This is a genomic window from Staphylococcus sp. HMSC13A10 (assembly GCF_001808005.1).
Lineage (GTDB): Bacteria > Bacillota > Bacilli > Staphylococcales > Staphylococcaceae > Staphylococcus > Staphylococcus pasteuri.
Map to the genome: position 1 here is coordinate 451,981 of NZ_KV791856.1, position 7,085 is coordinate 459,065.

The 7,085-nt window shown below is 28.3% G+C and carries 6 protein-coding genes; 2 read left to right on the forward strand and 4 right to left on the reverse strand.

What is annotated here, in order from left to right; genetic code table 11:
• Positions 1 to 75: 75 nt before the first annotated feature.
• On the reverse strand, positions 76 to 1,377 hold the full coding sequence (locus tag HMPREF3125_RS06780; RefSeq protein ID WP_070452687.1) for an MFS transporter: 1,302 nt from the start codon (positions 1,375 to 1,377) through the stop codon (positions 76 to 78).
• 246 nt (positions 1,378 to 1,623) lie between these two features.
• Here HMPREF3125_RS06780 and HMPREF3125_RS06785 point away from each other — a divergent pair, with 246 nt between their 5' ends.
• Together HMPREF3125_RS06785 and HMPREF3125_RS06790 are read left to right on the forward strand one after the other, a co-directional pair.
• The gene (locus tag HMPREF3125_RS06785; RefSeq protein WP_070452690.1) at positions 1,624 to 3,690 is read left to right on the forward strand and encodes a Mur ligase family protein; all 2,067 of its coding nucleotides are present in this window, start codon (positions 1,624 to 1,626) and stop codon (positions 3,688 to 3,690) included.
• A complete protein-coding gene (locus HMPREF3125_RS06790; RefSeq protein ID WP_070452693.1) occupies positions 3,687 to 4,637 on the forward strand; it encodes a glycosyltransferase family 2 protein in 951 nt (316 codons plus the stop codon). The genes HMPREF3125_RS06785 and HMPREF3125_RS06790 overlap by 4 nt, the downstream gene beginning before the upstream one ends.
• Before the next feature lie 144 nt (positions 4,638 to 4,781).
• On the opposite strand, the gene HMPREF3125_RS06795 is transcribed toward HMPREF3125_RS06790, so the two are convergent.
• The 3 genes from HMPREF3125_RS06795 to HMPREF3125_RS06805 form a co-directional block, all read right to left on the reverse strand.
• Positions 4,782 to 5,018, reverse strand: a complete 237-nt coding sequence (locus HMPREF3125_RS06795; RefSeq protein ID WP_029056365.1) for a hypothetical protein — start codon at positions 5,016 to 5,018, stop codon at positions 4,782 to 4,784.
• A 19-nt stretch (positions 5,019 to 5,037) separates the two neighbouring features.
• Complete coding sequence (locus HMPREF3125_RS06800) at positions 5,038 to 6,651, reverse strand: poly(glycerol-phosphate) alpha-glucosyltransferase (RefSeq protein ID WP_070452696.1); 1,614 nt, start codon at positions 6,649 to 6,651, stop codon at positions 5,038 to 5,040.
• A gap of 146 nt (positions 6,652 to 6,797) precedes the next feature.
• Positions 6,798 to 7,085: LPXTG cell wall anchor domain-containing protein (locus HMPREF3125_RS06805; protein ID WP_141738049.1), on the reverse strand; the 288-nt coding region annotated here is incomplete at its 5' end.

Genomic DNA, 7,085 nt, shown 5'->3' on the forward strand with positions numbered 1-7,085 from the left:
TTTCTATAACGGATGGACTGCCAATATATTATTTATTTGTTAACCTGAGACTTGTAATTAAGTCTCAGGTTATTTTTATTTTGAAATATGCATTTTCTTTTCACCTGGTTTAACAAAGCACATTGCAACAATACTAATCAATGATGCTACTACTGCAGAAACGAACATTGAAGAATAACCATATGATGCTACTAAGTAACCTGTTAATGTTGGTGCAATAACTGTCGCTGTATTAACAAAGAAATGTGTGATACCACCAAATGTACCAGTATTATTTGGTGTAGTATCAATGATAACTGCCCAATAAACTGCGTTTGGTAAGAAAATAAATGCATTTCCTATCATCATCAATATCATCACTGCGACAATACTATGCGTAAATGGAATAATCACGAAACATGTTCCAGCACAAATCATACCAGCTATTGATAAACCTGATCGTGCAATTCTTAAACTTCCCGTTTTCTTTCTAAGCCAATCTGAAAGTTGACCACCAAAGTATGCTGTGAACACCGCACCTATCCAAGGAATCATACCTAAATACCATAAAGAGTGTATTTCAAAGTGATATTCATCTTGTAAGTATTTAGGAGTCCAAGTTAATATCAAGAAGTTCACATATTGGAAACCAAAATAACCTAACATATTACAAATAAGTGTTGTACTTGTGAAAAAGTGATACCATTTTTCTTTAGATTGTTCAGTATCAACTGTCTTTTCAACATTTAAACTATCCTCTGTAGAACGTATTGATTTAAGTTCTTCTTCAGAAATTCTTTTATTATCTTCAGGGTAATCTGTAAATACCTTCGCCCAAATAACTACCCAAACAAGACCTAATAAACCTAGTAAAATAAATAATAGACGCCAATTTGAAATAGTTAAAAAGCCTGAAACTATTGGAGCTGTAATTACTGCGCCTATAGGGACTCCAATTAATCCTAAGGCAGAAAGTAAGCCTCTTTCTTTTGGTGCTGCCCAGTTCGCATTTGTTTTACTGATTGTTGAAAATATTGGACCTTCAGCTATACCAAACATAACGCGTAGCATACCAAAACCAGCTAAAGCTGAACCACCAAACACTGCTATACCTAGTTCCCCAGCAAATGCCATTCCAATTTCAACTAATGACCAAGCTGTTCCTGCTACAATCCAAACAAATTTTGGCCCTTTTTTATCCGCTGTAATTCCACCTAATAGGGAACCAAACATATAACCATAACCGAAATAGCCAAGAATAGTTCCCCAAGCAATCGTGTCAAATCCAAATTCTTTAATAATATCTTCTTGCGCGTATGAAATGGCCCCCCTGTCAATGTAATTAATCATTGTCATAAGCACAATCATAGTAATAATAAAATAACGATAACGTTTCATTAAGCCCCACCCCTTCATGAACATTTACACTTGTATGTAGTTTATCATATATTTATTTGTAAGCGCTACCACAAATAGTTAGAATTTTAAAACAATTATCCTTAAATTATATAAATCACTTAAATCACACACAATATCATGATATAATTATTGAAGATTTATTTTAAAATTTAAGTTATCCTATTTTTATTAATATTTTTAAATAAAAATGCTATTAAAAAGTGTAGGGAGTTTAAGGGGATTATTATGTTAACAATTAAAGATATATCAACTATTATAGAAGGCTCTTTGTATGATGTTGAACCAAATGAATTAAATAAAGAAATTAACGATTTTGAAACTATTTATAGCTTTGTCAAATCTAAAAATACTGCTTACTTTTCTCCAAACAAAGAAACTTGGTGGAAAGAACTCGGGAGAAGTAAAAATGCTCCAGATGGAAATGATTTAATTGATAAATCTAACGAAAATATTGGCTTAATAATTACTGAAAAATACGTTGAAAATATGGAACATAAAATTCCTCAACTTATCGTTCATGATTCTGTTAAAGCCATTAAAAAACTTGCAACTTACATAAGAAACCAATATAAAAATCCAGTTATAGCTATTACAGGATCGATGGGGAAAAGTTCAACTAGAATGCTAACTTCTTCTTTACTGCAAGATTATAATGTTCTTGAAAATAGAGGGAATAATAATATTAGAGCCGCTATTTATGCTAATATGCTAAAATTGATTAAAAATCCTGACTTTGCCGTAATTGAAACTTCTCTTAATGCTATCAATCATAGGGAAAACACAGCATTATATCTCAAACCAGATATTGCCGTTATTACTGGAATTGGTGCTGCACATTATTCAACATTCAAAAGTATTCATGAAATCGCTGAGCTAAAATCTCGAATTTTTGCAGGTCTCAATAAAAACGGCATAGCTATTATTAATGGCGACACAATGTTCTTAGATTATTTAAAGCAACAAGCTTTACAATTCACAGAAAATGTACAGACTTATTCAATAGATAATACTAAACCTTCTAATCTAGCACCGTCATATATAAATTATTTAAAAGGTGCTATTCAAATTGGTATTGAAAATAATCATGATATTAATGAGTATCAAATCAATACAATAAGTGATGGTATGATTTCAAATACATTAGGTGCATTACTTATCATGAAAAATTTAAATGTGCCTATTAATCCTAAACATCTTTATGATTTTAAACCATTCTCTAAAATATTAAAAATGAAAAAAGTTATAACAAAATCTCATCAGTTAACATTAATTGATGATACTCATAATGCTTCACTTCCTGCCATGATAAATGCAATAAAAGCTTTTGATAGTCAGACTCAATTCTTTAGTGGCAATAAAATTATTGCAATAGGGAAAATTAATGATTTAGGGCATAAGTCTAAAGAAATCCATCAGGAATTAATACCATATTTAACTAATTCAAATGCTGATCATATTCTTTGTTTAGATGATGATTTAAGACCTGTAGTTAATAAAATTAATAATAAAAATATTACATGGTACCCAAACAAAGAATTAATGATTAATGATTTAAAATATTTATGTAATTCAGATTCAATTACATTATTAAAATCTTCAAGTGGTGGTACTGAGTTTCCTGAAATCGCTAAAACTCTTCCACATATATTAAAAAGAATGAATTTACAAAATGAAGAAGAGTTATTTTCTTCAATAAGTAAAGCAGGAAAAAGTTATATTATTGTCGATAATGTAACTAGTAAAATCGAACACGAATATAATACAGAAAATTCTATGACAGTTGAAGGCATGGGTCCACTGCTTTATTACATGAATGCAATTGATGAAAATGCTCAAAACGAAGAATTAGAGTTACAAGAATGGGTAACTAATAACTCAACATTTTTCAAAGGAAAAAAAGTAAATGTATTTAGTTTGCTATCTTCAATGACTAAAGGGCCACATCCGTCAGAAACATATGAACTTGTAGATTATTTATTTGAAAATTTTGCAAATAGAAAGAAATATACAAATTTTGCAATTAATAAATTTAATTTAAGTAATTCTATCGCTATCAATTTAACAGGTAGATTCAGAGTTAAAGAGAGACAAAGCTTTACTGTTGGAGACTTATTCAATATTTACAAAAATTATAAATATAGTTTATTTAAATTCAACAATTACTTCTTAATAGGTTTAAAATATAAAAGTGGATTTATTCGTGGAGATAATAAAACAATCATTTTCACATCATTTGCAAATGAAAATGAAGCGAAAGAAATATTATTTCACTATACAGGAGATGTAAAATGAATAATAAAATAGATGTTTCCATAATTGTTCCTTTATATAATAGAGAAAGCACAATCGCCAGACTGTTAACTAAAATTGCTAAACAAGATTATAATTTAGATAAAATTGAAGTTATTATTTCTGATGATAAATCTACAGATAACTCTTTAAAAGTAGTTGAACAATTTAAATCATTAATACCTAATCTAATTATTTTAGAAAGTAATATGAACTCAGGTGGCGCTTCAGTTCCTCGTAATAAAGCACTGGATAACGCTAACGGAGAATGGGTATTATTTATTGATTCAGATGATTACATTACACCTTATTCTATAAGCGATGCAATGGAAATTGCAAATACAACTAATAATGATATGATATGCATGCCTTATTTCAGAGCAATAAATAGCAATAGACCTATAAGTCGATCCGCCTTTTCATACAAATATACAAAATCTGATTTAATATTTGAAAATACTAAACTTTATAATAGTTTAAATGTTATAGGTAAATTTATTAAAAGATCTATTATCGAGGATTACAATATTCGCTTTCCAAAAGATATAAAAGTACGTGAAGATAATTGGTTTTTAATGCAAGTATACAGTGTAGTTAATTATATAACCATTTTAGGCTATGAAAAAGATTATTATTTTTATGAAGCTCAAGATGATGTTGCATTGTCAAATTCATCTACGCCTCCTCGAGATGCAGTGAAAATATATTCTGCTGTGTATGATTTTATAGTGAACCAAAATAATATTTCTCAACAAAGAAAGCAAGATTTGCTTACTATATTTTTAAACCGTTATGTTGACATGATTCAACGAGGTCAATATGCTCCAATGAGATTATTTAAACATACAAAAAAAACATTAATTAAATTATTACGTAATCCATTCATTTCAGAAAAGTCTATTACATTCATTGAAAATTTATTTTTGGGAAAATATGACAAGTACCAATAGTTAAATATTTCCAAACCAAATATAATTAATAATAACAATCAAAAAGCACTAAGATGGTTTTTATAAAAAACCGTCTTAGTGCTCATTTTTGTTAATTCTTTGTAACACTATAAGTACAATCATATATTTAATAACTAAGCCATTTTAATGTATTAGTGAATGCAAATCAATATACATAAAATGCTTAGCGAATTTAACCATATATAAGATTGCAATGACTAATGCAACAATAAATCCAGCTGTTTTATATTTCTTTTTTTCTTCTTTTTCTTCTTTTTTATCACTATTCATATATTCAATTAATTCAGCTTCAATTTCTTTATCTAATTCAGATTTTTCATCATCATTATTAATATTTTTTTCGTTCTCTTTATTATCCATAACTTATACTCCTTGGTCTTTATTTAAAAACATTTTGATACTGAACATATCCTGAAAGATAGTGTTCAATGTCATCGATCCTCACTCTATAACCATGGTGTTTGATAAAGAAACTACCCAATATTCTTGAAGGATTTTTAAAATACATTGCTAATTCTGGATAAAAGAATCCAGTTCTTTGATAATTAGCTCTTACGTGGATAATATCTATCAATTTTTGTTCATCAATGAGTGAATTAACTAAATCTTCATATCCCTCTGCCTTAGCTTTTTGAACTAATTTATATGTAGCCATTAGCATTTCTAGAAATGTTGGAAAAGTTGTCTCTCTATTTTTAATATAATCTAAATGTGTACTTACATTCTTAATACCAAATTCAAAATATTTTTGTTCTGGACTGATTTGGACAAGTTCATTCGTACAATAACCTAACCAATGGTCATGATATTTCCAGTAATCTTTAGAAATAAATTGATCCACTAAACTCTTAACAGTATTCAACCATTTTTCATTATGATCTTGTTGATATAAACGCATTAAAGCCAATGCTGCTTCTCCATCATAATAAACGATCCTAAATTTTTCTTTAACTGATAAATCTGGATAGTTTAAAACATGGGTAGTATCCCAAGTATTTTCATCAATCATAGACAGAATTCCTTTAGCTACTTTTTGAGCAGCTTCTAGATAATATGGATTTTGTTGTTTTTTTAAGTATTCACAAACAGCAAAAATAAACGACGCATTTTGACCTAGTTTAATTTCATTTGCGTTTTTAGTATTATCAAATACATAAGCATTTCCATTAACTTCATAAATATGATTTTCAATAATATACTCTATAGCTTTTTCTGTTGATTCAAGAGATTCATTCATATAATTTAAACCTTCAATTAATGCATAAGTTGATGATGAATGTCGTAAAATATTATAAAATCCTATCTCTTTATCGAAATGTGGAAAATATCCATATTTAAATTTACCATTATCTTCTAACATATTTTCTAAAAAATGAGCACTACTATTTATTAATTGATCGATTTCATCGTTTAAATTATCAATCTTTCTTAGACCTTTCTTATAACCCTTTGATTCTAGCTCATATACTTGATCATCATCCAAAAAATAAGACTTTGTATAAAATTTAATAACTTCTTTAGATTCATACAATTCATGTGAATATGGTCGTTTATAATTAGTGTATTTTCTAATATAGTTATTAATATTATCTTCTGACAAATAAAACTCCTTTGTCTTTTTAGACGGTCTAACAAATGCATTGACATTAATTTCTTCAGGTAAGAATGTAACATTCCAATTTTTATCTAATGATATTCCAAAATCGATATAATTTCGTCTCGTATTAATCATTTCTTTTTTTAAGTCTTTAAAAAGAACAGTTTCATAATTAGTAACAATATCTAGTTTAATCCAAGTTGGAAACTCGCCTGCTTGTTTCTTATATTTTTGACATATTTTAATTATTTCTCTTTCTAAATAATTAGTTCTTTTTATAATTTTCACTTGAGCTTTAACATTTGGTTTCCCCAAACTCAAAAAAACATACTCTTTAATAATTTCTTTATTTTTTATAAATTCTACTAAATCCTTAATTTTACTTTCTATATTCATATTACCCTCCGTACTTTAAACTCTTTATGCTTTTAATTATAACAATATTAGTTAATTTTATGTAATTTTGTTTTTTATTTTAAATAAAGCCAGGTCTCATTGACCTGGCTCCTTATCATACTTAATATTTGAATAATATTTAATTATTACTTGTTTTCTGCATCTTTTTTACGGCGTCTACCGAATAAGAATAATGAGCCTAAGCCAGCAAATAAAGTTCCGAATAATGTTGCATTATTTGAATTTGATTCTTCACCAGTTTCTGGTAATGCTTTATCATCTGAATGATCTTTATCATTGTCTGAGTCTGCATCTGAATCTGACTCATAATCTGCATCACCATCGGCATCACTATCTCCTTCGTATTCTATAAAACCGTCCGAGTCTGCATCACTGTCGGCATCTGAATCTGAATCAGCGTCGCTATCTGCGTC

Bases quoted from the DNA above. Each gene is read 5' to 3' on its own strand.
- HMPREF3125_RS06780 (WP_070452687.1), bottom strand. From the start codon at position 1,377: ATGAAACGTTATCGTTATTTTATTATTACTATGATTGTGCTTATGACA.
- HMPREF3125_RS06785 (WP_070452690.1), top strand. From the start codon at position 1,624: ATGTTAACAATTAAAGATATATCAACTATTATAGAAGGCTCTTTGTAT.
- HMPREF3125_RS06790 (WP_070452693.1), top strand. From the start codon at position 3,687: ATGAATAATAAAATAGATGTTTCCATAATTGTTCCTTTATATAATAGA.
- HMPREF3125_RS06795 (WP_029056365.1), bottom strand. From the start codon at position 5,018: ATGGATAATAAAGAGAACGAAAAAAATATTAATAATGATGATGAAAAA.
- HMPREF3125_RS06800 (WP_070452696.1), bottom strand. From the start codon at position 6,651: ATGAATATAGAAAGTAAAATTAAGGATTTAGTAGAATTTATAAAAAAT.